21 protein-coding genes are annotated in these 24442 nt (G+C 64.0%); 7 read left to right on the top strand and 14 right to left on the bottom strand.

What is annotated here, in order from left to right; genetic code table 11:
* Nucleotides 1–5: 5 nt before the first annotated feature.
* Entirely contained in the window at nt 6–560 is a 555-nt protein-coding gene (locus ACVW17_RS06565) for a hypothetical protein (RefSeq protein ID WP_456796955.1), read from the bottom strand.
* 96 nt (nt 561–656) lie between these two features.
* Here ACVW17_RS06565 and ACVW17_RS06570 point away from each other — a divergent pair, with 96 nt between their 5' ends.
* Genes ACVW17_RS06570 through ACVW17_RS06585 form a run of 4 tightly spaced genes read left to right on the top strand, consistent with a single transcriptional unit; the run spans nt 657 to nt 6759 of the window.
* On the top strand, nt 657–1289 hold the full coding sequence (locus ACVW17_RS06570; protein WP_456796956.1) for a hypothetical protein: 633 nt from the start codon (nt 657–659) through the stop codon (nt 1287–1289).
* Nucleotides 1290–1307: 18 nt separating this feature from the next.
* On the top strand, nt 1308–4286 hold the full coding sequence (locus ACVW17_RS06575) for a TrlF family AAA-like ATPase (protein ID WP_456796957.1): 2979 nt from the start codon (nt 1308–1310) through the stop codon (nt 4284–4286).
* A 52-nt stretch (nt 4287–4338) separates the two neighbouring features.
* Nucleotides 4339–5901 (top strand): AAA family ATPase, encoded by a 1563-nt coding sequence (locus tag ACVW17_RS06580; protein WP_456796958.1) that lies wholly within the window; start codon nt 4339–4341, stop codon nt 5899–5901.
* Nucleotides 5902–5904: 3 nt separating this feature from the next.
* Nucleotides 5905–6759, top strand: a complete 855-nt coding sequence (locus ACVW17_RS06585) for an HNH endonuclease (protein WP_456796959.1) — start codon at nt 5905–5907, stop codon at nt 6757–6759.
* Nucleotides 6760–6900: 141 nt separating this feature from the next.
* On the opposite strand, the gene ACVW17_RS06590 is transcribed toward ACVW17_RS06585, so the two are convergent.
* Entirely contained in the window at nt 6901–7416 is a 516-nt protein-coding gene (locus tag ACVW17_RS06590; RefSeq protein WP_456796960.1) for an Lrp/AsnC family transcriptional regulator, read from the bottom strand.
* Between the two features lie 36 nt (nt 7417–7452).
* Here ACVW17_RS06590 and ACVW17_RS06595 point away from each other — a divergent pair, with 36 nt between their 5' ends.
* Complete coding sequence (locus ACVW17_RS06595; protein WP_456796961.1) at nt 7453–8373, top strand: phytanoyl-CoA dioxygenase family protein; 921 nt, start codon at nt 7453–7455, stop codon at nt 8371–8373.
* A 52-nt stretch (nt 8374–8425) separates the two neighbouring features.
* On the opposite strand, the gene ACVW17_RS06600 is transcribed toward ACVW17_RS06595, so the two are convergent.
* The 7 genes from ACVW17_RS06600 to ACVW17_RS06630 form a co-directional block, all read right to left on the bottom strand.
* Nucleotides 8426–9784 (bottom strand): tyrosine-type recombinase/integrase, encoded by a 1359-nt coding sequence (locus ACVW17_RS06600; RefSeq protein ID WP_456796962.1) that lies wholly within the window; start codon nt 9782–9784, stop codon nt 8426–8428.
* Between the two features lie 315 nt (nt 9785–10099).
* Nucleotides 10100–11347 (bottom strand): arsenic transporter, encoded by a 1248-nt coding sequence (locus tag ACVW17_RS06605; RefSeq protein ID WP_456796963.1) that lies wholly within the window; start codon nt 11345–11347, stop codon nt 10100–10102.
* Between the two features lie 37 nt (nt 11348–11384).
* On the bottom strand, nt 11385–12671 hold the full coding sequence (locus ACVW17_RS06610) for an MFS transporter (RefSeq protein ID WP_456796964.1): 1287 nt from the start codon (nt 12669–12671) through the stop codon (nt 11385–11387).
* A gap of 53 nt (nt 12672–12724) precedes the next feature.
* Nucleotides 12725–13345, bottom strand: a complete 621-nt coding sequence (locus ACVW17_RS06615) for a hypothetical protein (protein ID WP_456796965.1) — start codon at nt 13343–13345, stop codon at nt 12725–12727.
* A 49-nt stretch (nt 13346–13394) separates the two neighbouring features.
* Nucleotides 13395–14102 carry a hypothetical protein gene (locus ACVW17_RS06620; RefSeq protein ID WP_456798935.1) on the bottom strand — a complete coding sequence of 236 codons (708 nt, stop codon included), beginning with the start codon at nt 14100–14102 and terminating at the stop codon, nt 13395–13397.
* A gap of 157 nt (nt 14103–14259) precedes the next feature.
* On the bottom strand, nt 14260–15588 hold the full coding sequence (locus tag ACVW17_RS06625; protein ID WP_456796966.1) for a sigma-54-dependent transcriptional regulator: 1329 nt from the start codon (nt 15586–15588) through the stop codon (nt 14260–14262).
* Nucleotides 15573–17021 (bottom strand): sensor histidine kinase, encoded by a 1449-nt coding sequence (locus ACVW17_RS06630; protein WP_456796967.1) that lies wholly within the window; start codon nt 17019–17021, stop codon nt 15573–15575. Before ACVW17_RS06630 ends, ACVW17_RS06625 begins: the two co-directional genes overlap by 16 nt.
* Before the next feature lie 450 nt (nt 17022–17471).
* Between ACVW17_RS06630 and ACVW17_RS06635 the strand changes: the two genes are divergently transcribed.
* Nucleotides 17472–18755, top strand: coding sequence for a hypothetical protein (locus ACVW17_RS06635; protein ID WP_456796968.1), 1284 nt, complete (start codon nt 17472–17474; stop codon nt 18753–18755).
* Nucleotides 18756–18871: 116 nt separating this feature from the next.
* Here ACVW17_RS06635 and ACVW17_RS06640 read toward each other — a convergent pair whose 3' ends face one another.
* The 4 genes from ACVW17_RS06640 to bioB all read right to left on the bottom strand — a co-directional run bounded on the left by ACVW17_RS06640 (nt 18872) and on the right by bioB (nt 22973).
* Nucleotides 18872–20134, bottom strand: a complete 1263-nt coding sequence (locus tag ACVW17_RS06640; protein WP_456796969.1) for an adenosylmethionine--8-amino-7-oxononanoate transaminase — start codon at nt 20132–20134, stop codon at nt 18872–18874.
* Nucleotides 20131–20763 carry a dethiobiotin synthase gene (gene bioD / locus ACVW17_RS06645; RefSeq protein ID WP_456796970.1) on the bottom strand — a complete coding sequence of 211 codons (633 nt, stop codon included), beginning with the start codon at nt 20761–20763 and terminating at the stop codon, nt 20131–20133. Before bioD ends, ACVW17_RS06640 begins: the two co-directional genes overlap by 4 nt.
* Complete coding sequence (locus tag ACVW17_RS06650) at nt 20760–21914, bottom strand: 8-amino-7-oxononanoate synthase (protein WP_456796971.1); 1155 nt, start codon at nt 21912–21914, stop codon at nt 20760–20762. Before ACVW17_RS06650 ends, bioD begins: the two co-directional genes overlap by 4 nt.
* A 63-nt stretch (nt 21915–21977) precedes the next feature.
* Nucleotides 21978–22973 carry a biotin synthase BioB gene (gene bioB / locus ACVW17_RS06655; RefSeq protein WP_456796972.1) on the bottom strand — a complete coding sequence of 332 codons (996 nt, stop codon included), beginning with the start codon at nt 22971–22973 and terminating at the stop codon, nt 21978–21980.
* Between the two features lie 124 nt (nt 22974–23097).
* On the opposite strand from bioB, the gene ACVW17_RS06660 reads away from it, so the two are divergent.
* On the top strand, nt 23098–23736 hold the full coding sequence (locus ACVW17_RS06660) for a GntR family transcriptional regulator (RefSeq protein WP_456751093.1): 639 nt from the start codon (nt 23098–23100) through the stop codon (nt 23734–23736).
* A 185-nt stretch (nt 23737–23921) separates the two neighbouring features.
* Here ACVW17_RS06660 and greA read toward each other — a convergent pair whose 3' ends face one another.
* A complete protein-coding gene (greA, locus tag ACVW17_RS06665; protein ID WP_456796973.1) occupies nt 23922–24404 on the bottom strand; it encodes a transcription elongation factor GreA in 483 nt (160 codons plus the stop codon).
* Nucleotides 24405–24442 lie beyond the last annotated feature (38 nt).

Here is a 24442-nt window from a genome sequence, read left to right on the forward strand (position 1 = left end):
CAGCGTCAGGCACGCCGCAGCATCCGCTCGATGCGCATACGCTGATAGCCATGCGCGTGCACATGCTGGCGAAGCTGGCGGATGTCGCGAACCCCGAACGCCACCGACGCCTTCAACGGACTGGCGAAGGTCGCGTAGTAGGCCCATCGCGCATCGGTGGGGAGCGGCGCATTCTGACGCCTGTCCGTGATGACCACGTCGCGCGGGTCGCTGGTGTTGCGGAATGCGTGGAAGGTGATCCAGTCGGGCCGCCGATAGCGGGCCGCCTTGCTGAACGGCACGGACTGAACCTTCACGTCGGTCTGATCCAACACCCAGTCGCGCTGTTCCAGGATCTGCCGGACCATGTGGCCGACCATTTGTTTGACCCGGTCGGCGAGCACCTCTTCGCGAAATTCCTCAAGCAGGTGCTCCTCGATCCCTTCGACGGCTGGTTTGCCCAGCTGCGAGGCTGTTTCCAGTCGGGCGACATTCTCGGGCTCGGTCAAGAACGCCCAAATGCGCTGACCTAGTTCGCTCTCATAGAGCGAGGCGAATTTCTCGGGATTGTAGGCAAACATGACGGGGCCTCCTTTACCGGGCAAATATGGCCGGTTATAGTCGCCTGTCAATGGGCCGGCCGTGGAACTCCAACGCGGCCCAACGGGGAGGTGGCCTTGGATTTTGAGGATCTCGTGACTGCGCTGGCGCCGCCGCCCAATCGCGTGGGCAAATCCATCGGCGACCACGAACACCACCTCTATGAAGGCGCCGTAATGATCGCCTATGCGATGCATCTGCTCTGGGCGGAAGGCGCCGCTCACGTTCGGATCCACCCCGATGGCGAACATGGCAAGCAATTCGATTTTTCTGGCTGGTTGGAGCGCCGCCAGTTTCGCAAGACCTCGGCCATTGGCACCACGGCCTACGGCGGCATGTACGAGAATGCTCGCGGTCAGACGATCACCATCAATCCCCGCTCGGGGCTGGGCGACGTCGTCGCGGAGATTGGCGGGCAGCTGATCTCCGCCGAATGCAAAGGCGGCATCATCAACACCAGGCACCCGGGTCAGGTGTCGCGACTCTACAAGGGCCTCTGCGAGACGGTCGGGATGCTCATGGCAACGCCGTCCCAAGGGCGACAGGTGGCAGTTGTCCCTCTAACGGACGGGACGATGAGATTGGCGCAGCGCCTGGCGCCTCGCTGCGCCTTGGCAGGGATCGAGATTGCGCTGGTCGGCGGCCGCGGCGAAGTAGTTAACGTGCAGTCGCCGCAGGGCGCCAGCCGCGATACAAACGCCGCCGAGTAATAAGAAGGGTATTGGGGGATGCTGAGTCGGGGATCTGAATGGCGGCGCTGGGAGCCACATATTCATGCGCCCGGCACGGCGATGAACAACCAATTCCGGGGGCCGACGGCGTGGGACGATTACCTGAGCGCCCTGGAGCAGGCCACGCCTGTGATCGAGGCGATCGCGGTGACCGACTACTATGTGACGGACACCTACGAAGAGGTCATGCGTCAGAAGGCGCTTGGGCGGCTTCCGCGCGCGAAGCTGATTTTCCCGAACGTGGAATTGCGGCTCGACGTGGCGACCGCCAAAGGCGGTTTCGTCAATCTCCACCTGTTCGTGAGTCCCGAGGATTCGCAGCATCTCGAGGAGCTGCGGCGCCTGCTCTCACGCCTGCAGTTCAACGTCATGCAGGATCGCTTCGACTGCACGCGGGCCGATCTCATCCGCCTTGGAAAGAAAGCCGATCCCAGCATCACCGATGAGCGGGCCGCGCTGGCTTACGGGGCCAACCAGTTCAAGGTCAATTTCCAGCGGCTTCGCGAGGTATTCTCCGAAAGCGGGTGGGCCAAGAAGAACATCCTGATCGCCGTCGCCGGTGGCGCGACAGACGGAACGTCGGGCGTGCGCGAGGCGGCGGACCAAACGCTGCGTCGCGAAATCGAGAGCTTCGCGCACGTGATCTTCGCCGGCAGCCCCGCGCAGCGCGAGTTCTGGCTGGGACAAAAGGATCTCGGGCCCGACGAGATCCGCGCGCGATACGGGGGGCTTAAGCCGTGCCTGCATGGGAGCGACGCGCACAAGTTGGACGACGTCGCCTCGCCGTTCGGCAATCGCTTTTCGTGGATCAAGGGGGCGCTCGAATTTGATGCGCTCCGACAGGCATGCATTGATCCAGAAGGGCGCGCCTTTGTCGGCGAGCAGCCGCCACAGTCGGCCACGCCGTCGCAAGTCATCTCTCATGTTCGGATCGATCACGCGGGCTGGGCCGCCACGCCAGACATCCCGCTCAATCCCGGTCTTGTCGCCATCATCGGGTCGCGAGGATCGGGAAAGACAGCTTTGGCCGAGGTGATCGCGGCAGGCTGCGATGCCATCACGCCCGCAGGCTGGGACGCGGACGAGAACATCAGTCCCTCGTTTCTGGCCCGTGCGCGTAGGCTCATCGGAAAGGCGACATCGAGGCTGACGTGGAGCGGCGGGGCGACGGTCACGCGTTCGCTCGATGGCAGTGATGCCAACGGGCACATGTCCTTTCCGCGTGCGCGCTATCTCTCCCAGCAGTTCGTCGAAGAGCTTTGCTCGACGAAAGGCGTCTCCGATGGATTGGTGGACGAGATAGAGCGGGTGATCTTCGAATCACATTCGCAGGACGATCGCGAGTGGGCGCTCGATTTCGCCGAGTTGCGTGAGCAGCAGACGTCACGGTTCCAGCAAGCCCGCGCGCGGGAAGCCGACGCGATCGCCAACATCTCGGACCGCATCGCCGCGGAGTTCGAGAAGGAGGGGCTTGTTGCCACCCTGACGACGCAGGTCGCGCAGAAAAAGAAGACCGTCGCCGACTACACCGCCGATCGCGCCAAGCTCGTCGTCAAGGGGACGGAAGCGCAGGTTGCGCGCCACACCCAACTGAGCGGCGCCGCCCAGCAGCTTCGAAACAAGATTCAGGCCTACGGCAATCAGCGACGTACCTTCGTGGCCCTGCAGGACGAGGTTCGCAGCATGCGCGCTACGGGCGCGCCCGAGATGCTGCGCCAGGCTCGGGCGCGGCATGGCGGCAGCGGAATGAGCGACCAGCAGTGGGATGAGTTCATGCTGGTCTATAAGGGCGATGTCGACAAGAGCCTCACCGCCTACATCGCATGGGCGGACAACGAGGTCCGGAAGGTGAACGGCACTCCGCCGCCTCCGGGCGATCCGAACGGCGCGCTGATCCCCGACAGCGCGGATCTCTCCACATTGCCGCTTGCTCCGATAGCCGCCGAAATGAGCCGGCTCGAAGCGCTCTTCAGCGCCGACAAGGTGGTGCGCGATCAGTATGCGGCGCTGACCGGGCGGATCGCGCAGGAGAATTCGGCGCTCCAGACTTTGGAAACGCGCCTCGCCGATGCGCAAGGCGCCGCAGCCCGCCGCAAGGCGCTCCAGGCCGAGCGCGACGATGCCTATGGGCGGGTGTTTGAGGCGATCATCAATGAACAGAACGCGCTTGCGGGCCTGTACGCGCCGCTCATGACCCGGCTCGCTTCATCGTCCGGGACACTCCAGAAGCTCGGCTTCTCGGTTCGTCGGATTGCGGATGTCGAAGCCTGGGGCGCGGTCGCCGAAGAAGAGGTGCTTGACCGCCGGAAGACCGGGCCCTTCTACGGTCGCGGCGCGCTGACCGCAGTCGCGGCGCAATGCCTCAAACAGGCATGGGAGACCGGCTCGGCCGTGGAGGTCCAGGCCGCGATGACGAACTTTATGGGAAAGTACCTGCGAGATCTGTTGTCGCACGCACCCTACGTGCCGACGCAACAGGCTGAGTTCCGGGCCTGGTCGAAGCGGCTCGCGCATTGGCTGTTCAGCACCGATCATATCAGCGTCCGCTACGAGATCGGGTATGACGGCATCGACATCCGGAAGCTCTCTCCCGGCACGCGAGGTATCGTGCTGCTGCTGCTCTATTTGGCGCTGGACGATTCGGATGATCGCCCGCTGATCATCGACCAGCCGGAGGAAAACCTCGATCCCAAGTCCGTGTTCGATGAGCTCGTCGCGCTGTTTGTTGCCGCGAAAGCCAAGCGCCAGGTGATCATGGTCACGCACAACGCGAACCTGGTCATCAACACCGACGCAGATCAAATCATCGTCGCGTCGGCGGGCCCTCACCCTGCGGGCGGGCTACCGCCGATCTCCTACGTGGCGGGTGGGCTGGAGAGCGCCGATATCCGCAAATCGGTTTGCGATATTCTGGAGGGTGGCGAAGCTGCATTCCGAGAGCGCGCCCGACGACTGCGCGTGAGGCTTGAGCGATGAGCTCGCCTCCCACATCACTCGTGCGGGTGCCGACCGCGCCGGGGAGTTTCCGATGAGGTTCGTCGTCAAGTTCAGGTCAGGCGACTCGCCGACCACCAATCGTTATCCGCATGCCGTCCTCGTCCAGGATAATTGGGACGACTATGGCTACAAGACCACGTTCCACGTCACGCTGCATATGTCGGCCGACCAAAGCCACGATCTCGGTAACATCAAGATCATCGAGGCGGGTCGAACCAGCGGCTACACCGAGATGCCGCGGCGGCCCTTTGACGAGCTCCCCGCCGGCCACGCGTCGCTCGGTGCGGACCTCGATTACTATGAGACGATCTACAAGCTTGGGCGTGACGTTTTCGAGCCGTATTTCAGAGGCTTGCGTGACGTCGCATTCGACGACGAGGTCAAGGCCAGCGTCGAAGACAGCGAAGCCTACCGGGTTTCACTGCTGCGGTTTGGCGGCGCCGAGCGGACGATAGCTGACGCCGCTCGGTTGTTGCGTGCGCCGACCCTCCCCATGAGACGGCGAAGCGCAGGGTTCAGGGTCAAGTTCAAGACGCGGGTGGCGCAACGCTCGAACGCCTTTACGATCGATTTCGATTTTAGGCGCCGTGGTGGACTGCCAAACCGCATCAACGCCCTGATCGGCTATAACGGCACGGGCAAGACCCGCCTGCTCTCCAACCTAGCGATCGTGGCGAGCGGGTACGGGTACGGCAGCAAGGAAGACGTGTTGGACAACGCGGCCGGCCGGTTCGTCGGCAGCGCGCCGCCGTTCAAGACCGTGGTCGTGGTCTCCTACAGCGCGTTCGACACCTTTGTCATCCCTGGGCGCACGGAGGAGGAGAAGGAGAGGCTTCAAGAGCGGGGCGAGATTTTCGGATACGTCTACTGCGGCCTTCGCGAGCTGTCGGACGATGACGCGCCGAACGGTGAGCAGGCCTATCGGCTTCGTACCCCCGCGGAGATCGAAGCAGAGTTTCTTGCAGCTCTCGAGCGCGTTCGCCAGGCCGACCGGTTGGAGACTCTGCTCGAGGTGCTGAAGCCCCTTCTGCGCGATCCGTCGTTTCAGCGCATCGGATTGACCCAGCTGTACGCCAATCGTGACGATGACGAGCTCCGCGAGCTTTTCCACGGACTGAGCAGCGGCCACAAGGTGGTCCTCAAGATCGTCACCGAGCTCACGGCGCACATCTCGGGGTCAGAGCCGACGTTGGTTCTTATCGACGAGCCCGAAACGCACCTTCATCCGCCGCTGCTTGCTGCGTTTCTCAAGAGCGTGCGGGCGTGTCTCGAAGCCTTCGACGGCTATGCGATCATTGCCACCCACTCGCCGGTCGTGCTGCAGGAGACGCCGGCGAAATATGTCCAGGTACTCCGGCGGGCGGCCGACCTGAACCGTGTCGTGACACCGACCGTCGAGACGTTCGCGGAAAACATCGGCGTCATCACGCAGGAGGTTTTCAACCTCGGTGACGGCTCAACCGATTGGCACGAGACGCTACGCGCGCTGGCGCGTCGAAACACCCTTGAGGAGATTGAGGAGGCGTTCGGTCGAAAGCTCGGCTTCGCAGCACGCTCCTACGTTCTGAGCATTCGCGATGAGATCGAGGAGTAGCGGATGCGCTCGATCCCGCTGCTCGCCGTCGATGCGACGGAGGTGTTCGATGAGATCGCGACGGCCAAGCACCAGCCGCGGCGGGGACGAATGCGCGCGGCGCGCGCGGAGGTCCTTGCTGCTTACCAAGGCTATGAGGATGCGGTCCCCGAGGTGGGCGAGCTGGATGAAGCGCCGCTGACGGAATCGCAGAAGGAAGCCATGCGGCACGCATTCACCGTGGAAACGGAGCCGATGACGGCGCTCCGCGGCAATCTCTTGAAGAGAATCAGCGTGGCCCGCTGCCCATTCTGCGGGATCAGCGAGTCCTCGACGCTCGACCATTATTTGCCCAAAGAGCAGTATCCCGAATTTTCGGTGTTCCCGAAAAATCTCGTGCCTAGCTGCGCGGTGTGCAACACGCGCAAGCGAGACCGCATCCTGGACGAAGGGACGAACGTGCGGATGTTTCTGCACCCATGCTACGACACGATCCCCGACGTGGCGTTTTTGGCAGTTCGGGCGCGCATGGAAGCGGATGCGCTGATCTTGTCCTACCGCGTGACCCGGCCGGCTGGGATGTCGCTGCAGACCTTCCAACATTTGCGGTCACACTTCACCCAACTCGACCTTGCCGACCGCTATAGGCGGATGGGCCTCGAGCATCTCGGGGGCCAGTATCCGGCGCTCCGGCGCGCTTACGGGGCCGCTGAGGATCCGGAGCGCGTCGCGGCGAAATTGATCGAGGGAGCTGAGGATTTCGAGGAAGTCTCAGGGCCGAACTACTGGCTTGCCAAGCTCTATCGAGCCCTTGCTGGCAACAACGATTTCTGCGACGGCGGTTTCGAAGCCGTTCGAGTTCCCCTCCAGTCGCACTGATTCCGCTGTACGCATTTGTCGCCCCAAGCGCATGCGACTAGACCCTGATCTTCGCCGGCTCCGTAGTGGTCATGGCTTGCAGCCTGCCAAAGAAAGCGGGCAAAACCCGCGTTCGAGGTGAAGCAAGTTTCCGGGTCGACTTTATCGGAGCGGACGGAAGACTGGCAGCTCGTATCGCCTGCGAGCATCGAAAATAATCGAAGTTTCGATACGGGTGACTCCAGGCCTGTTGGTAAATTGGTCCAGCGCCAAATCCTTGAGGTGTCGGGTGTCTTGCACAACCACATGCACGATGAGATCGTAGCGCCCAGTCACCAGGAATGCCGATCGTACCTCCGGCACGCCAACAACGTCGTCCATGAACCGGTCGACCGTCCCACGTTCGTGCTTCGATAGCTCAATCATGAAGAGAGCCTCGAGACCGATCCCCAGCGCCCTTGGGTCTACTTCGACATGGGTTCCGCGCAAGATGCCAGTATCGCGGAACCGCTTGATCCGTTCATGGGTGGTGGAGGCTGCGAGGCCGACCTCGGCAGCGATCTCCTTCACCGATAGCCGAGCATTGTTCTGCAGAAGGCGGAGAATTCCGACGTCAATTCGGTCAAGGTCGGGGATAGGTTCAATTGGCCGTAATTCATTCGTTATATCGTCGCTCATGCCGATGATAATACTACATTTTATCAGAAACGATAGATGGACATCGGTGTGGCTGCGTTCGATCTTCCTCTTCTCGCCGATTTAGGCCAGGCCGACATCGAACGCTTTCGACGCGATGGCTACCTTATTGTGGAGCGCGTCCTGGCAGAAGAGCGCGTTGCGGCACTCTGCAAAAGCTTTCCCAAACTGTTCGCAGGTAAGTTCGACACTGGCATTTACCCTGACGAATGGTACTGGCGCGAGGGCATGAGTCTGCCTGACGTGACGCGCCACATGGCGAATGCCTGGAAGGCCGACCTGAATGTCGCGAAGCTGGCGCTTTCAGTTGATGTCGGCCGCGCGGCCGCTCGGCTGGCCGGGTGGCCTGGTGTGCGGCTCGGACAAGATACCGTCTGGTGGAAGGCGCCGAAGACCAAACCGGTAGCGCATCATCAGGACTCATCCTTCATGGATTTTCTAAACCCGGCTCGGACTATCACCTGCTGGGTGACCTTGGATGATACCCATCGGGATGCAGGTACCCTGGAATATGTGCCTGGCTCCCATATGTGGCCGCTCACTCCTCTCCCCGAAGCTTTCCACGGTCAGGATGATTATCGCGCTCAGATGAAGGCGGCTGCGGCGGCGGCCGGCATCATGCCAGCGGAGCCGGTCTTCATCGAAGTTCCGGCGGGCTCGTGCGTCTTTCACTCCGGTGAAATCTGGCACGGTTCAGGTCCCAACACGACCGGTGATCGAATGCGCCGCGCCATCGGTGTGCACATGGTTCCCGCCGACGCACAGTTTAGCGACCGGCACGGCGGCTACATCTACCGCCGTTACCAGCGAACCGGAGACGCCAGCCTCGACGAAAGTTTCTTTCCGCTGCTGTGGTCCGACGATGCTCGACGGACAGCGTGGATCGACGGCTATTGCGAAACCGGTCGCCGCCAGGAGCCCGAACGTCAGGTGCCCTGATCATGCGCGCGAGCCGCAAGGCTTGGCCTGCGCCGCGAGCCCCACTGCTGCCTTACGCGGCCAGGCGCTCTTCATCGTTGGCTTGCGGGTCGTCATCGCCGGCCGCCTTGCGAAGAAAGCGAGCGAGAGCCGCTTTTCGAGAATTGCGGTCGAGCGCATACGCCGTTTGCTTGAACGCCTTTCCGTCCAGTAGGCCCTGGATGTAGCCGGCGATTGTGTCCGCGGCCATGATGAGGGCCGTGTCGAGCGTGTGGATGTACTTGCTGGTGACGGAACCTTTGGCGTGCCCGACTAGCGCCGCGATCGTCACCTCGGTGAAGCCGAGATCGTTGCCGACGCTCGCAAAACTATGCCGCAAGACGTGGGGCGTGACATCCGAGAGCGGGGAGTTCTTGAAAATCTGCTCCCAATGGTTCGGGAAACTGCCGAACGCATTGTCGTCGCCGTAGCCGGGGAAGACATATGAGCCGGATGCTGTCTCCCGTCGTGCCTCGAGGAACTCGACAACGGGCAGTCCGACAGGACGGATCGAGGTCCCCTCTTTGCTGTCGATCAGCCGCAGGCAGCTCGCATCGATATCGGCTTCGGTCCACATCAGGCCGATCATCTCGCTGCGACGGCAGCCGGTCAGTGCGATCTGACGAATGATCTCCACCGTCGTCGCGTACTTTTCCTCCTTCGCGGCTGTGCGGAGCATCTCGCCCAGTATCCGGTACTCTGCTTCGGTGAGCCGGCGAGTGCGAACGTTGTCCTTTGGCTTCCGCAGGCCGTGGGCAGGATTGATAGCAATGATACCCGCTTCGACGGCGTAGGTGAGAATGCCACCGAGGAGGCCGACCGTGCGTGTCGCTGTTCCGGCGCCACCGCGCACGATGGCCTTGCCACGCAGCTTCTTTGTCTTGACCGATGCTCGCGTCTTGCCGGCCATGATGTCTTTGAGGACCTTATTGATGTCGGCCTTGGTCAGATCTTTGACGCGGCGCGTACCCAAAAGCGGGATGATGTGCCGCTCGATGCGTCCGGTATCCGTAACGACGGTTGTCGGCTTCTTGGGCCGCCCACCTTTCCCAAGGATGAGGCCTGCGTTCAGGTCGTTGACGTAAAGCGTGCAAAGCTCCTTGACGGTGATCGCCTTGTGATCGAGCTGGCGCTCCTCGGCGGGATTGTCGCCCTGAGCGATACGCCCCAACTGGACCTTTGCCTCCTGCCTTGCGCTCTCGGCGGTCCACACTCCATGTAAGCCGATGGTGTAGCGACGCGAGCGCCCCAATGCCCGATATTGGAGGACATAGCTGCGCTTGCCAGAAGCGAAAACACGCAGCCCGAAACCTGGTAGCTCGTCATCCCAAATGACGTAGTCTTTCTCGCGGGACTCGGCAGCGTCGACGAGGCGCTTTGTGAGCTTAGCCATGGGAGTTCTCCCGTCCAAACTCCCATTCTCGCGTAAGCACCACGTAAGCAGTTGGACGCAAGTCGGAGCGTATCCGAGGGTACGTCAGGGGAACAAAAAAAGCAATTTCTCCAATAATTACAGTAGCATAGCGCATCGAAGCGAAACCCATCGAAAAGCGGCGAAGGGCAGGTTAAATTGCTCCGAAGGCAAAGGTCACACGTTCGAATCGTGTCGGGTGCGCCAGTTCCTCTACGCTTGCGGCGCGGTGCTATCGCGCGAGATGAAAGCTCCAGGTCTTTCTCGTCGAGCGAGCAAGCGACCTGGACGAAATCGTCACCGGATCGCGGCTGCGAGCGCCGCCAGCAACGCGGGTGGCGTCACCAGCACACCGATTTTCAGGAAGCGCCACGCGGTGACGTCGATCTTTTCGCGCCGCAGCGCCACCAGCCACAGGATTGTTGCGAGGGAGCCAGTCACCGATAGATTGGGCCCGAGATCAACGCCGATCAGCATCGCGCCGAGGACCGGCGCAGGGAGCTGGCCGCTGGCCGCGACCGAACTCGCCACCAAGCCAACGGGAAGGTTGTTGACGATGTTGTCGGCCACCGCGGCAGCGATTCCGGTGCCCCAGGCGGCCTGGGTCGGCGATCTCTCGATCGCGGCCTGAAGAAGCCCGCTGAGTTGGCCGATCGCGCCGGTTTTCACCAGCGCTTCCACCATCACGAATAACCCCGCGACCAAGGGCAACACGCTCCACGAAATGCCTCTTGTCACCGGCCACGGCGACTGCCGGCTGAGAACCAGCACCGCCGCAGCCGTGACAATGCCGCAAATGAACGTCGGCAACCCCAACGACATGTCGAGCGCCGATGCCGTCAACAGGACGATGCCGAGCGCGGCGATCCCGGCTGCGGTGAGCCTGCCGCCGCGGCCGAGCTTGGGATGCTGCACGGCGCGCTCGATGCTCTCTTCGGCGAGCGCGCGGCGCAGGGTAATTCGGAGCACGACAAAGGTCACGACAATCGCGACAACCGATGGCAGCGCGAACTGGCGCAACCATTCGGACAGATGCGGCATACGCTCGCCGAACATCACGAGATTGGCCGGATTTGAGATCGGCAGCACAAAGCTCGCGGCATTGGCGATGAAGGCGCAGGCGAACAGATAGGGCAGCGGCTTCGCTCCGGCGGCACGGGTCGCGGCGCAGACGGCCGGCGTCAATACGATGGCAGTGGCATCATTGGAGAGCAGCGCGGTAACAACGATGCCGACGGCATAGATCAGAAGAAGCAGACGCTGTGGCGAACCGCGCGCATGCTCGACCGCCATTGCGGCCAGATAGTCGAACAGCCCTTCGTTCCGCGCAAGTTCAGCAGCAAGCATCATGCCGATCAGGAACAGATAGACATCAAGGCCTTTGGCAACACCGCGCAGCGCTTCGCTTGCAGTCAGGACGTTGCAAGTCACCAGCGCGGCGGCACCCGCGACCGCCCAGATCGCTTCAGGCAGACGAAATGGCCTGATGATGACGCCAGCCGTTGCCGGAGCAATGATACCCCAGGTCAGGAGCGATTCGTGCATGGGCACCATTCCGCCACCTCCAAAAGAACACTCAAAATCACCTCGCAGCGATACCGGAGGCTGCCGGCTCGGCATGCTCCATCCGGCCGGCATTCGTACCGGAATGCGTGCGGGTCTCGGGCAGTGCGAACCAGCAAACCCCAAAGCCGATCGCCGCGATCGCGCCGAGCGCAAGAAAGGCTGCGCTATAGCCTGCCTTCACAACGACAAGACCTGCGAGCGTCGTCGAGAGTGCCGCGCCAATGCTTTGCGCCGTGATGACTGCGCCTTGCGCGACGTTGAAGCGCCCGGTGTTGCGCATGAGGTCGGCGACGATCACGGGAAAGATCGCGCCAAGGATGCCCGCGCCGACTCCATCGAGAAGTTGCACGCCGACGAGCCAGGCCTCGTTGTCGGACAGCGTATAGAGCGCCCCGCGAAGGGGCAGGATCAGGAGCGCGGCAAGGAAGAAGCGTTTGTGGCCCCAGCGATCGGCCCGCGCCCCAACGAGCATCGCCATCGGCACCATGACGATTTGGGCCGCGAGGATGCACGCAGCCATCATGCTGGTGCCGAGATTCTTGTCCTGCAGCGCGAGTTTTTGTCCGACCAGCGGCAGCATCGCCGCATTCGAGAGGTGAAACAGCGTTACGCAAACCGCAAAGATCAGAAGCGGGCGGCACGTCAGGAGAATGCCAAACCCTGACGGCCGCTCGCGATCGCCGTCCGGATTCCCGGCATGTTCGTGTAGTCCGCGCGCCAGGTCATGATCGATCGCCTCTTCCGGGATCGCCAACACGCTGATGAGGCTTGCGACAGTCATGCAGCCAAGCACGTAGAACACGGTCTGCGGTCCGAAAAAATAAGCCGTGCCGCCTGCAATCGTGGCGGCCGCGGCATTGCCGGCGTGGTTGAAGCCTTCGTTGCGGCCGATGCGGGCGGCAAAGGCTCGATGGCCCGCGACGCCAAGGGAAACGGCCGCCAGCATCGGGGGAAGGATCACACCGGCCGCATGCGCGATGCTTTGCGACAGAACAACCGGCCAGAAGCCTGCGCAAAGAGGCAAAGCCAGCGAGGCACAGGTGACGATCAGCGCAGCGATGACCGTCACCAGGCGCTTTGCCCTTGTCGCATCGACCAGCGCGCCAGCCGGCGTCTGCGCAACGATGCCGGCAAAGCCGGCGATCGACATCACGACGCCAATGCTGGCTTCATCCCATTTTTGTACGGTCAGCAGATAGATGGCGAGATAAGGCCCGAGCCCGTCGCGCACATCGGCAAGAAAGAAATTGGCGGCGTCGAGGGCGCGGTTGGCACGTTGTCTCGATCTTGAATCAGTGGACATATCCGGCCTCGACTCTCGACGTTATTCCGCCAATTTCCTCTTGGCGATCGACCTCAGGCGTGTGTGGAACGATCGTGTTTGGGCTTTTCTTCGTGCTTGGGCTTCGGTTTTGCGGCCTTGATCGCGCGGAGATCACGGCTGCTGGTGCCGATCTCCTTGGCATCGACGACGCGACCATGTCTGGTTTCGACACCGTCTCCTCTCACCGCGACCATCGCGTTCGGTGCAAGAAGACCGGCAAGCTGTTCAGCCTCCTTGGGCCCGATTCGGATCACCGTGCCGTCGGCGAGCAGCGCGCCGCGGAGTTCGCCCTTCGGGCCGAACAACGACAGCCGCACGGTTCCCTCGGCCGACATCTTCCTCCTTTCGAGCTTCGGATGTTTGCGATCGTGGTCCGGTCCTTGGTCTACGATATGCGCCCCATCCGCCGCCGTGACCGCGACCGCCGCGATGAGATGGCTCTTGCGCGGACGGACGCCGCGGACGCCGACCGCGTCGCCGGCCTTTACGTGGCGGGTGAGTTCGGCCTCCATGTGCGGCGGCGTGTGAACGAGGACCGGCGCCGGCCCATCGCCATTCATGACGAAGCCGTCGATCTCGCCGTGCTGGTTCAGCAGGAAGCGTTCGACGGTGCCTTTCACTTCGGGCAGGCAATCGGGATCAATCCAGTGCATGGTGTTGTTCTCCTCTGTTGTGTGTTGCTTCGGAAATATGCGGCTGGCGTCAGCCGCGCGGCGGCGGTGGAGGTGGCGGCCCGAAACGGTCGGGGCCACCCTTGCGACCACGCAGCGGACGTGGGCCGTCGAGTTCGGTCATCTGACCGGGCGAGGCGCCGATCGCTTGCACGTCCACCACTCTGCCGAGCGCGGTGTCCAGCGTTTCTCCGCGCACGGAAACCATCTGCCCAGGTTGCAACCAGTCGGCAAAGCGCTCGGCTTCAGGCGGGGGCATGCGAAGCTGGGTGCTGTCGTCGAGCATGGCGCCATTCACCTCGCCACGCTTGCCGTGCAGCGCCGCGACGATCCGGCCGCTGAACGCCTGCTGCGCGCCGCCGTTGTCGGCGCCGCGCGTCGGCCCCTCGTCGGTGACAGTTCTGCCGGTTGCGACATTGCTGACTGAAGTCGCATCGACGAGCGGAATGGCTCGCGCACGAAGACCGCGGATCGAAACCTCATCGCCCGGCCGGATCGTATAGACGATCTGGGCGGAGAGGTGCGGCGGCAGCTTCACTTCGGTGCCGTCGGCAAGGATCAGCCCGTCAACGTCGCCGCGGGGCGTCAACGTGTAGTGCTTCACCCGGCCGCGCGACTCCGGCAGTTGCGACGAATCCCAGACGGCGCCGGCGGCTTGCGAATGGGCTCTCGTGCCGGCCCCGATGGCTGTCGCCGCGACGAACGCGCACGCGAGCGCTCGTATTCGCGTCGTTGTCATCTTCATGATCAAGCTCCTTCAGAAATGGCGAGCGGGTCGCCAATGCGTAGGGTTCAGCAATGGGCGTGCCAAAGCTGAAGTGCTTGTTTGTGAAGGATTTTTGGGAGCGTTCGGCTGGTCGGTCGTCGGCTTTTCTGACGGCGGGCGTCAGATTTTCTTACGCATCTCCGCCGGTCAGGCCGTAACGCTGCATCTTGGTGTAGAGAAGCTGGCGGTTGATGTTGAGGCGCCGCGCGGCTTCGGTGCGGTTGCCGCCGCAGGCGTCCAGCGCCTTGCGGATCATCGCTTCTTCAAGCTGCGCCACCGCTGCCGGCAGATCGCCCTCCGGAAGCGCCGTGTGAGCTGGGTGATGTTCCGCGGCGCTGGTATCGATATCGTCCGCGGCGATGGTATGGCCTCTGGTGAGAAGGCAAGCCCGTTCGATAACGTTGCGCAATTGCCTGACATTGCCGGGCCAGCCGTAACGCGCGAGCTTATCGATCGCGCCGCTGTCGAGCTGTTTCAGCGGCTGGCCGGAACTGACTGCAAGCGCAAGGAAATGCTCGGCAAGGGGCACGATATCGGACGGCCGCTCGCGCAGCGGCGGTACCGCAATGGGAACGACATTGAGACGATAATAGAGGTCTTCCCGAAACCCGCCGGCCGCCACGAGCCTTGGCAGGTCGCGGTGGGTTGCGGTGACGACCCGCGCCGTGGTCTGGACCGGTTTGCCGCCAACCGGCGTGATCACCCGCTCCTGCAATACCCGCAGGATCTTGGCCTGCATCGCAAGCGGCATGTCACCGATCTCGTCGAGAAACAAAGTGCCATTGTCAGCGTCGCGGAAGGCGCCGACGCGGTCGCTCGTCGCGCCTGTGAATGACCCCTTCACATGTCCGAAGAGCTCGCTCTCAAGCAGGTCCGGCGGGATCGCCGCGCAATTGACCGCGATGAACGGGCCGTCTTTGTGCTGGCCATGCATGTGCAGCGCGCGCGCCACCAGCTCCTTGCCAGTCCCGGTCTCGCCCTGGATAAGAACCGTCGATTGGCTGTCGGCGGCAAGCCCGATCGCCTTCTGCACGCGCCGCATGGCCTCGCTCGATCCGATCAGGGTATCGAGGCTGCCTTTGCTTGTCATGGCGATGGGCCGCTGCCGAGACGGCAAACGTCCCATGAGGATTTTCAGTTCGTCGCGCCCGATCGGCTTGGTAAGGTGGTCGAAAGCGCCGAGCCTCATCGCTTCGATGGTATTTTCCGCGCTGGCAAACGCGGTCAACACCACCACGGCAGGCGGGCTTTCCTGCGACCTGATGCGCCGCAGCACCTCGATGCCATCCATACCCGGCATCTTGAGATCGAGCAGCACCGCGTCCACCGTCTCGGACAGCGCGGCGAGACCTTCGCGCCCCGATGAGGCCGTTTGCGGTGTGTGGCCGAGATCGCTCAGCGCCTCCGCAAGACCTTCACGCAAATCCGGGTCATCATCGACAATCAAGACGTTTGCCATGGCACCTCGATCTCGAACCGCGCACCGCGCGCGGTATGCGCGAGGCGAGCTTCTCCGCCGTGAGCACGCGCGATTTCCCGCACGATGGCAAGCCCAAGTCCGGTTCCCTCGGAGCGCGCGGTTGCAAAGGGCTCGAACAGCCGGTCACGCATCTCCTCGCTCACGCCCGCTCCGCTGTCGGTCACGGATAGCAACAGCTTATCCTGTTCCCGCAGGGCGTCCACAATGATGCGCCCGCCGGCAGGCGTGTTCTGAATGGCATTGAGAATCAGATTGTCGAGCGCGCGCTGCATCTGGGAAGGGTCAAAGCGCGGCAACGGATCGTTCGGCGCCGTCGTTCCTGTTTCCAACGACAAGCCGTTGGCCGCCGCCAATTCCTGGTGGGGCTCGATCGTGCTGTGCAGGAACGACGCAAGCTCGACATCCATCGGCTTGGGTTCGCCGGCCTGGGTCATCTGCAAGAGATTGCGGAGCAGCGTGTCCAGCCGTGCAACCTGCTTCAGAATCGCTTCCAGCGCAGTCTTCTTGCGGGCGTCATCGCCGGCGGCAAGCGCGTTTTCCGCCTTGAGCCGCATCGCAGCGATGGGGTTGCGTATCTCGTGCGCGAGCCCCGCCGACAGCCGCCCGACGGCGGCAAGGCGCTCGGCTGTACTCGCGCGGCGCTGCTCCTGCGCGAGCCGTTCGCCGGTCTGGTTTAGCGCATCGACCAGCCGGTCGAGCTCCGGCTCGCCGGTAGGCGGAAGCCTTGGAAGATTGATGTCTTCATTTTTCCCCAGCGCCTTCTCCAGGACCGCGATCTTGCGCGACCATGAGAACAGCACGCGCGCGAGCCATATCGCGGAGCCGAAGATGGTGACTGCAAGCACAACCAATCCAGTCAGCAATTGTGTGTATGCCGGACCTTCCGCGGTGAAGGCGCGCGTCATCGTCCAGGCCGTCGTGCCCTGCAGCGGTCCGCGCAACGGGCAGGCGTGCACCAGCAGCACCTGCGAGCGCGCCGGCTGCCGCAAACCTGCCGGCCGCCCCGAACGCAGGGCTTCGCCATTGACTTCGCGGATCGTGCCCAGTTCCGCGACAGGAAGATCGGTCTTCGGACCCGTACCTTCATAAGAAGGGAAGGCGTAGGCGAGCGAACCCGCATCGGCCTGCCAGACGCCTCCCTCGACGCCGGTGGCACCGGAAAGTGCGACCTGAACCAGCGCGTTGAGTTCCTGCTTCAGCCGGGCGTCAACGGGCCCGCCCGTCCAACCGGAGACGAAGAATTGGTAGCGGTCGGCAATATCCCGGCAGGCGCGTGCTACCAGCTCCTCAGACCGGGCAACGCGTGCGTTCGCGGTCTGCTGAAAGGACTCGAACAGGAGGTACCCGGTCGCAGCTCCTGACAAGACCAGCATGATCCAGAGTGCTAGCAGCCGCGACCAGAGAGACCGCATCGAAACTTCTCACGCGAGTGAAATAGCTTGTGAGCTTATACGAATCTGAAGACAGCGCTATTGGGCCGATTCTGCAAAAATCGCCGCTTGTTGCGATGCTGAGGTTTCGGGACCGCGCGCGGACCATCGCCCCCACGACCCCCGCGATCTCTAAGCTCCGCGCGATCGGCGCGCACGCGTTGAATGGCGAGGCACTCCCATATGCCCGGAGTGCTGGCGTTCGTCCGGCACAGAACGCGCCGGTTGGCCCACCGCCCGTGCCTTCATCTGGCGTACGCAGACAACCTCGCGTTCCATCCTGACATCAAGCTGACTGTCGTCTGCTGCCGTTAACGATTCCATCGTCGCGCGATCTCGAAACCACGGTGTCAGCACAAACATTCACAACGGGTTCATGTCGCCGCCACTATTCGACTCCAACGCTGGAGGAATAAGATTGGAGTATGTGCCATGCGTCGCATCGCCGGACTGCCTTTCGCTCTTGCTCTCAGCCTCTGCTGCCTCTCACCGCCCAACGCTGCGCACGCGCAGCTCGGCATCGGCATCACCGTGGATGCGGCACCGCCGCCATTGCCGGTCTATGTGCAGCCGCCGATGCCCGCGGTCGGCTACATCTGGACTCCGGGCTATTGGGCCTGGGACGACGATACCGGCTATTACTGGGTGCCCGGCACATGGGTGCTTCCGCCCGCGCCCGACCTGCTGTGGACGCCCGGTTACTGGGGCTGGAACGATGGCGTCTACGCTTTCCACGCCGGGTATTGGGGCGCGACCGTCGGCTTCTACGGCGGCATCTCCTACGGCTTCGGCTACACCGGCGTCGGCTATGAGGGCGGCTACTGGCGCGGCGGCAGCTTCTTCTACAACAGGTCCGTCAACAACGTCTCGAACGTCTCGGTCACCAACGTCTACAACAAGACTGTCATCAACAACACGACCAACGTCAGCTACACTGGCGGCGCCGGCGGCACCACGGTGCGGCCGACGCCGCAGCAGGTCGCGGCCGCGAACGAGCACCACGTGGCGCCGACCGCCGAGCAGGCCCGGCACGCGGAAGCGGCGATGAAGAATCCGGCGCTGACGCTCGCCAACAACCATGGTCATCCGGCGGTTGCCGCGACTGCACACGCCGCACAGTTCAGCGGCGCCGGCGTGGTCGCCGCGCGCCCGGGCAAGCCGATCGCGGCGCCGCCGGCCCGGCATGCGCAACCGACGGCCGAGCACGCGGTGCCGACCGGGAATGCCGTGCCGCCGGGACATGCCCTGCCGAGCGGCAACGCGTTGCCGGCGACGCACGCCGCGCCGACTGAGCACGCTCAAACGACGGGGCACGCGCTGCCGAGCGGAAACGCCCTGCCGCCACAGCACGCAGCGCCAACAGGACACGCCTTGCCCGCAGGGAACGCTTTGCCGGCGGCGCACGCTCAACCGGCACAACACGCCCTGCCGACAGCTCACGCCGCGCCGGCCGCAGGCGAACGTCCCGCGCCGGCGCCGCATGTCGCCGCAGCGCGAGCCGTGCATGCGCCGAGGCCGCAAGCCGCACAGCATGCTCCACCCGCGCCACACCCGGCCGCGCATCCGCCCGCGCCGCGCGTCGCGCAAACGGCCGTGCATCGTGCCCCGCCGCCCCGGCCCGTAGCGCCGCATGTGTCACGACCGGCGCCACGGCCGCATCCTGCACCACGGCCGCAACATCCCGCGGCGAGGCCAGCGCCACACAAGCACGCCTGACCCGGCTGATCGGCGTGCCCGCAAGAGTACGCCGATTCACATGAGTGCCATCGCGTGCAAAACGGCACGCGATGCAAATCGTCAGTCACGGAATTTGCGGCGCGCAGGGTGTACCGTCAGGCCAGTTCGTCGGCTGCATCCGCGATCGCGGAATAAATCTCACCGAGGTCGGCCTCAGTGACGCAATAGGGCGGCATGACGTAGATGGTGTTGCCGAGCGGCCGCAGCAGCAGGTCCCGACGTACGAAGAAAGCCTGCAGTTTCGGTCCGATGCCGGCGAGATAGCCGGCGTCGCCGGCCTTCAGATCGAGCGCGGTGATGGTTCCGGTGCGACGGACGTTTTCGAAACGCGCATCGCTGCGGAACGGCGCGATCAGGCGCTCCTGCATCGCGGCGACGGAAGCAACGCGCTCGCCGGCACCATGGTGCCAGAGCTCGAGGTTGGCCCTTGCGGCGGCGCAGGCGACCGGGTTCGCCGTGTAGGAACTGGAATGGAAGAAGGTGCGCGAACGGTCGCTGGAATAATGCGCGTCGTAGATCTCGGCGCGGCACAGCGTCACCGCGAGCGGCAGCGACCCGCCGGTGAGGCCCTTTGAATAGCACGCGATATCGGGCGCGATTTCGGCCTGCTCGCACGCGAACAAGGTGCCGGTGCGGCCCCAGCCGGTCATCACCTCGTCGGCGATGAACAGCACGCCATGGGCTTCGCAGACGCGCTTCATCTCCTTCAGCACCCAAGTCGGATACATCAGCATCCCGCCCGCGCCCAGGATCAGCGGCTCGACGATGAACGCCGCCGCGGCCGGCTCCTTGCACGCCGCCTCGAGCGCATCGAGCGTCGCCTGCTCGTGGCCTGTGGCGGGAAACGGGATCGTCGCGACGTCGAACAATAGCGGCGCGTAGGCCCTGTTGAAGACCCCGCGCGCGCCGACCGACATCGTGCCGACGGTGTCGCCATGGTAGGAGTGCTGCATCACGATGATCCGCGTGCGCGGCATGCCGATATTGTGCCAGTAGCCGAGCGCCATCTTCAGCGCCACTTCGACGCTGGTCGAACCGCTATCGGAGAAGAACACGTAGTCGAGGCCGCGAGGCGCCAGCTTCAATAGCTGCGCGGCAACGACTTCGGCCGCATCATGGGTGTGGCCGGCGAAGATGATCTGGTTGAGTTGCTCCGCCTGCTGCTGGATCGCGCGCACGATATGCGGATGGCAATGGCCATGGGTCACGACCCACCAGGATGCGATGGCGTCGATGATGCGGCGATCGTCCGCGGTGTAGAGATAGGCGCCCTCCCCGCGCACGATCCTCGTCATCTCGCCGTGCAGCGCGTGCTGGGTGAACGGATGCCAGATCGGAGACCTCCTGGGCGACGTCATGCCTCGAAATCTCCGCGCCGGAACGACGCCTTGAACGCCGCCTGCAACGTGTCTGCTGCGAGTGAGGACAGCCATGGCAACCGGCCCAACCGGCGCACCTGCCCGATCTCGCAGATGGCGCGCTCGCTCTCGGGATTGCTCTCGCCGATGAACGCGATGCCGAGGATGTCGATCTTGCGATTGCGCAGCGCCTCCACCGACAGCAGCGAGTGATTGATGGTACCGAGCGCGGTGCGGGCGCAGAGCACGACCGGAAGCCGCCATCGCTTGAAGATGTCGATATAGAGCGTGTCGTCGTTGAGCGGCACCATGAGCCCGCCGGCGCCTTCGATCACCAGCGGCCGGTCAGAGGTTGCCGGCACGGCGAGCGCCTCAGGATCGATGCGTACGCCGTCGATCGCGGCGGACTGATGCGGCGAGGCCGGCGTTCGCAGGCGGTAGCGTTCCGGCACGATGCGATCGGCCGAAAGTCCCGCAAGCCGCGCCACCCGTTGTGCATCGGTCTCCTCATCGAGGCCCGACTGAACCGGCTTCCAGTAGCTCGCGCCGAGGAAGCCGGCGAGGCCTGCGGAGAACACCGTCTTGCCGATCCCGGTATCGGTGCCGGTCACCACGATCCGGCCGCTCATCGCGACCAGCCCTTGGTCTCCTCGACCAGCGCATCGAGCAGCGCCCGCACGTCGTCCTCGCTGACATTGAGGGTCAGCGCGATGCGCAGCCGCGCGGTGCCGGCCGGCACGGTCGGGGGCCGGATGCCCCTGACGTCGAAGCCACGCCCCTGCAAGCTGGATGCAAGCTGCATCGCGCGCGCATTGTCGCCGACGATATAGGGCACGATCTGCGAGCGCGACGGACTGCGCCAGCCGCGTCGATCGAGTTCGCGATGCGTGAACGCGACGAGTTTGGCGAGGCCCTGCTGATGCTCGGGCTCCTCTCGCAGCATCAGCAGGGCCTCACGCACCGCAACGGCCACGAGCGGCGACGGCGCAGTGGCGAAGATGAACGGGCGGCAGCGATTGACCATGAAGTCGCGCAGCACCGTGGAGGCCGTGACAAGCGCGCCGGCAACGCCCAGCGCCTTGCCGCAGGTGTGCACGATCACGAGGTTCTCGCGGCCCTCATAGGACGCCGTCAGCCCGCGCCCGTGCTCGCCATAGACGCCGGTGCCATGCGCCTCGTCAACCATCAGGAACGCGTCGTGCCGGTCGGCGATCGCGACGAGGTCGTCGAGCGGGGCGATGTCGCCGTCCATGCTGTAGACGCTTTCGACCACGATCCAGACCTGGCCCTTGCCGCCTTCCGCACGCCAGCCGCGAATGGTGTCTTCGACCGCCTGCGGATCATTATGCGCGCTGAACCGGAACTCGGCCCGGCCGGCCCGCGCGCCTTCATGGATGCTGGCATGCACCAGCGAATCCAGCACCAGCAGGTCGCCGCGCTGCGGCAGCGTCGTCAGCACCGCGAAATTGGCGACATAGCCGCCGCCGAACAACAGCGCGGTCTCGGCGCGGAAGAACGCGGCGGCCTCAGACTCCAGCCGCTCGTGCTCCGCGCAATTGCCGCGCAGCAGCCGCGACCCGCCGGCACCGATCGGCGTGCCGGCTGCGAGCGCAGCCGCAACCGCTTGCTTGATGCGCGGCGCGTTGGCGAACGCCAGATAGTCGTTCGAGACGAAATCGATGCCCGCGCGCGGCGTGAGGCCGCGCAGCCGATCGTCCTTGCTCAGGGCGTGCAAGGCCGCGGCGTAATCAGCGGCCGCGGCCGCATGGATTGCGCTCATGCTTCACTCACAGGTTTGTCGTTGGTCGCGCGGCGGGCGCCGTGCGCATGCCGAAGGTTTAGCTCAGGCGAGACGGGAGGTGATGCCGAGCCGATCCAGCAGATCGGCGTCGCGATCGCGCTGCGGGTTCTTGGTGGTCAGCAGCACGTCGCCGATGAAGATCGAGTTCGCGCCGGCGAGGAAGCACAGCGCCTGCAATTCATCGGTCATGTATTGCCGCCCGGCCGATAAGCGCACCACGCTGGTCGGCATCAGGATCCGCGCGGTTGCGACCAGCCGCGCCAGCGCGATCGGATCGGGACGCTCGGCGGTGTCGTTGACCGGCACGCCCTTGACCTCGTTCCACAGGTTGATCGGCACGCTTTCCGGAGCGCTGGGGAGATTGGCGAGCAGCACCAGCATGCCGAGCCGATCCTCGACCATCTCGCCCATGCCGATGATGCCGCCGCAGCACACCTTGATGCCGGCGTCGCGGACATGCGCCAGCGTATCGATGCGATCCTGCAAGGTGCGGGTGGTGATGATCTTGTCGTAGAACTCGGGCGAGGTGTCGACATTATGGTTGTAGAAGTCGAGCCCGGCGTCGGAGAGACGCTCGGCCTGCTTGGGCGTCAGCATGCCGAGCGTGACGCAGGTCTCCATCCCCAGGCCCTTCACCGCGCTGACCATGTCGCAGACCTGGTCGAGGTCGCGGTCCTTCGGACTGCGCCATGCCGCCGCCATGCAGAAGCGGGTTGCGCCGGCATCCTTGGCGCGCTGCGCCACCGCGACCACTTCGTCCCGCGGCATCAGACGGGTGGCCTTCAGGCCGGTGTCGTAATGCGCGCTCTGCGAGCAGTAGCCGCAGTCTTCCGGGCAGCCGCCGGTCTTGATGCTGAGCAGGCTCGCAGTTTCGACGTGGTTCGGATTGAAGTTGGCGCGGTGGATGCCCTGCGCCTGGAACATCAGGTCCGCGAACGGCAGGTTATAGAGTGCCTCGGCCTCCGCCCGCTCCCAAACCTTGCGGGGCGGTGCGCTGTTGCGGCTGTCGGTCCGTTCGATCTCAACGACATCAACCATCGGGCTTGCCTTCTTGTTTGCGATCGATCATAGATAGTTTTCAATATTATCTATGATCTTGGGTCTTATAATGATGCTAGCTGAGGCTGTGCGGCAGTGCACTCGTTTTTTTGATAGATAATCTATGACGGAAGAGGCTGAAAACACGACGACCGCCGGGCGCATTGCCGAGGTGCTCGCTGAGGACATCATCAGCGGCGCGTTGCCGCCGGATGCCCCGCTGCGGCAGGATCACATCGCGCGGGAATTCCATTCCAGTCATGTCCCGGTGCGCGAGGCGTTCAGGCAATTGGAGGCGCAGCACCTCGTCGTTGCGGTGCCGCGCCGCGGCGTGCGGGTCGCACCGCTCGACACCAAGTCGGTGAAGGAGATCGCCGAGATGCGGGCTGCGCTTGAGGTGGTGGCGCTGCGCAACGCTGCGCCGAAATTCACCTCGGCCCATCTGGCGCGGATCGAGGTCGCCATGATCGAAGGCGACAACGCCGAAACGGTGCAGGATTTCGAGATGGCCAATCGCGCCTTCCACCACGCGCTGGTGGCGCCGTGCGCGATGCCGCGGCTGCTCGCCAGCCTCGACGGCCTGCAGCTGGCGAATTCGCGACTGGTGTTTGCGATGGCGCGCAACGCCGGCTGGCGGCCGCGGCCGAGCCAGGATCATCGCGTGATCCTGCAGGCGCTCCGCGCGCGCAACGTCGAGCAGGCCTGCAGCCTGCTCGCCCGGCATATTCAGACCATCGAACGGCTTGCACTGCCGGCGGCGTGATCGGCAGTCGCTGTCCGCTAAAGCATGATGAGATCAGGCTGAGATGCAACGGCATCGAAGAGTTCACCTCTCCCTTGGGAGAGGTCGATTTGCGCAGCAAATCGGGTGAGCGGTTGCGGTCGATCGAAAGAGCAAGAGCCCTCACCCGAGAGCGCCAAGACGATTCAATCAAAAGTCATCCCGCTTTACGCGATCGCGACGATCTCAAGCTCCTGATCACCCGCGCCCACGACGTCGCCCAGGGCTTTGCCCATCAGCGACCGCGCCACCGGCGAGACGAAGGAGATCGAGCCGGCCTTCGGATCGGCTTCGTCCTCGCCGACGATGCGATAGGTCTGCACGCGCCCGTCGGCGCGGCTGAAGGTCACGGTGCTGCCGAAGGCAACGGTTTCGGTGGAGGCAGGATCGGCGACGACCTGCGCGGTGCGGAGCCGTTCCGTGAGATAGCGCGCGTCGCGCAGCGGGACCGCCGACTGCCGCCGCCGCTCGTTGACGTCGTCCAGCTGCTGCGCGGCCTCGTAGGCCTCGCGCGCCTGCTGGAGCTGAAGCTCCAGCGCCTTCCGTCCTGCTTCCGTCACCAGATTGGGATGCGGAGATATGGGGCGGTCCGGCAACAGCGTCTCCGACGCGGTCTCGGCACTTTCTTCCTTGGTGAACGCAACGCTCAATCCGGAACTCCATCGATGGGGCGAGCAGTATAGCGCCG

It is taken from the genome of Bradyrhizobium sp. USDA 4473, from assembly GCF_054063335.1.

Excerpts from the sequence above, each read along its gene's own strand:
- ACVW17_RS06565 (WP_456796955.1), bottom strand. The coding sequence starts at position 560 with ATGTTTGCCTACAATCCCGAGAAATTCGCCTCGCTCTATGAGAGCGAA.
- ACVW17_RS06575 (WP_456796957.1), top strand. The coding sequence starts at position 1,308 with ATGCTGAGTCGGGGATCTGAATGGCGGCGCTGGGAGCCACATATTCAT.
- ACVW17_RS06580 (WP_456796958.1), top strand. The coding sequence starts at position 4,339 with ATGAGGTTCGTCGTCAAGTTCAGGTCAGGCGACTCGCCGACCACCAAT.
- ACVW17_RS06585 (WP_456796959.1), top strand. The coding sequence starts at position 5,905 with ATGCGCTCGATCCCGCTGCTCGCCGTCGATGCGACGGAGGTGTTCGAT.
- ACVW17_RS06590 (WP_456796960.1), bottom strand. The coding sequence starts at position 7,416 with ATGAGCGACGATATAACGAATGAATTACGGCCAATTGAACCTATCCCC.
- ACVW17_RS06595 (WP_456796961.1), top strand. The coding sequence starts at position 7,453 with ATGGACATCGGTGTGGCTGCGTTCGATCTTCCTCTTCTCGCCGATTTA.
- ACVW17_RS06600 (WP_456796962.1), bottom strand. The coding sequence starts at position 9,784 with ATGGCTAAGCTCACAAAGCGCCTCGTCGACGCTGCCGAGTCCCGCGAG.
- ACVW17_RS06605 (WP_456796963.1), bottom strand. The coding sequence starts at position 11,347 with ATGCACGAATCGCTCCTGACCTGGGGTATCATTGCTCCGGCAACGGCT.
- ACVW17_RS06610 (WP_456796964.1), bottom strand. The coding sequence starts at position 12,671 with ATGTCCACTGATTCAAGATCGAGACAACGTGCCAACCGCGCCCTCGAC.
- ACVW17_RS06615 (WP_456796965.1), bottom strand. The coding sequence starts at position 13,345 with ATGCACTGGATTGATCCCGATTGCCTGCCCGAAGTGAAAGGCACCGTC.
- ACVW17_RS06620 (WP_456798935.1), bottom strand. The coding sequence starts at position 14,102 with ATGACAACGACGCGAATACGAGCGCTCGCGTGCGCGTTCGTCGCGGCG.
- ACVW17_RS06625 (WP_456796966.1), bottom strand. The coding sequence starts at position 15,588 with ATGGCAAACGTCTTGATTGTCGATGATGACCCGGATTTGCGTGAAGGT.
- ACVW17_RS06630 (WP_456796967.1), bottom strand. The coding sequence starts at position 17,021 with ATGCGGTCTCTCTGGTCGCGGCTGCTAGCACTCTGGATCATGCTGGTC.
- ACVW17_RS06635 (WP_456796968.1), top strand. The coding sequence starts at position 17,472 with ATGCGTCGCATCGCCGGACTGCCTTTCGCTCTTGCTCTCAGCCTCTGC.
- ACVW17_RS06640 (WP_456796969.1), bottom strand. The coding sequence starts at position 20,134 with ATGACGTCGCCCAGGAGGTCTCCGATCTGGCATCCGTTCACCCAGCAC.
- bioD (WP_456796970.1), bottom strand. The coding sequence starts at position 20,763 with ATGAGCGGCCGGATCGTGGTGACCGGCACCGATACCGGGATCGGCAAG.
- ACVW17_RS06650 (WP_456796971.1), bottom strand. The coding sequence starts at position 21,914 with ATGAGCGCAATCCATGCGGCCGCGGCCGCTGATTACGCCGCGGCCTTG.
- bioB (WP_456796972.1), bottom strand. The coding sequence starts at position 22,973 with ATGGTTGATGTCGTTGAGATCGAACGGACCGACAGCCGCAACAGCGCA.
- ACVW17_RS06660 (WP_456751093.1), top strand. The coding sequence starts at position 23,098 with ATGACGGAAGAGGCTGAAAACACGACGACCGCCGGGCGCATTGCCGAG.